A 1,294-nucleotide genomic window follows, 5' to 3' on the forward strand; every position below is an offset into this window, starting at 1 on the left:
GTTTAATGTTAAGGTTCCGTAGGGCATCAACGCTAGTTATAATATTTCCAGAAAATGTACCATTATTTGCGCCGCTGATAAATGTTCCTGCTGTTGTATCAGTAAAATCATAACCATAAGCTAATGGAAATGTACCAATTTTGGCATTATTTGATATATATTTCAACTCTAATTCAGGAGTTTTAAATCCAGTAATCGAAATTTCATTGGCAATATTTGTATAAAAGATTTGATTTGTTGTAGCAATATTACCAACATTAATATAAACTTGATTTAATGATGTAGAATTTGGAAATGTTGTGATTTGATCGAAAGTTGGAATCGAATTATAAGAAGTAGAACCTCCAACCAATACCAATTGATCGAAATTCCAAACTACATTTTCACCTGACATACTTTGGTCAATATCAGGTGTTGATGTGACAACATCATAAGCTGCACCATTTACATCAAAAAAAGCATTTATTGGTGTTTGCCCATTCGAGATAATCGAGAAAAAAATTATCAACAATAAAGTAATTTTGGTTTTCATAAATTTTAATTTAAATGTTAAAACAAATATACAAAAAAAGCCCAAATATTGCTATTTGGACTTTTTAATATAAATATTTTATTCTCCTAAAAACGGATATCGATAATCTTCGGGCGTTACAAATGTTTCTTTTATAGTTCTTGGTGAACACCAACGTAACAAATTTTGCATTGAACCAGCTTTGTCGTTAGTTCCAGAGGCTCTTGCACCACCAAAAGGTTGCATTCCAACGACAGCTCCAGTTGGTTTGTCATTAATATAGAAATTTCCTGCAGCGTTTTGTAAAGCCACCGTTGCCTCTTCGATTGCATAACGATCTTGACTAAAAATCGCTCCTGTCAATGCATATTCTGATGTTTGATCTACAAGTTTCAAGGTTTCTGCCCAATTCGCATCTTCATAAACATAAATTGTGATTACTGGACCAAAAAGTTCGGTTTCCATTGTCGAATATTTCGGATTGGTTGTCACAATTACGGTTGGTTCAATGAAATAACCTTTTGATTTATCGTAATTTCCACCAACTATAATTTCAGCGTCGGTATCTTTTTTGGCTTGATCGATGTAACTTGCCAATTTATCAAACGAACCTTCGTGAATTACGGCTGTAATAAAATTTCCAAAATCTTCTGGCGAACCAATTTTCATTGATTTTGTATCAGAAATAATTTCAGATTTAACATCGTTCCACAAACTTTTTGGAATATAAGCTCTCGACGCTGCAGAACATTTTTGACCTTGAAATTCAAACGCACCACGAAC

The 1,294-nt window shown here is 33.1% G+C and carries 2 protein-coding genes; both read right to left on the bottom strand.

The genetic code is table 11. From position 1 onward, the window contains the following. On the bottom strand, positions 1 to 532 hold a 532-nt coding region (locus RMO83_RS13675), incomplete at its 3' end, for a hypothetical protein (RefSeq protein WP_310560258.1). Between the two features lie 78 nt (positions 533 to 610). After that, on the bottom strand, positions 611 to 1,294 hold a 684-nt coding region (locus RMO83_RS13680; protein WP_310560259.1), incomplete at its 5' end, for an aldehyde dehydrogenase family protein.

It is taken from the genome of Flavobacterium sp., assembly GCF_031423415.1.
GTDB lineage: Bacteria > Bacteroidota > Bacteroidia > Flavobacteriales > Flavobacteriaceae > Flavobacterium.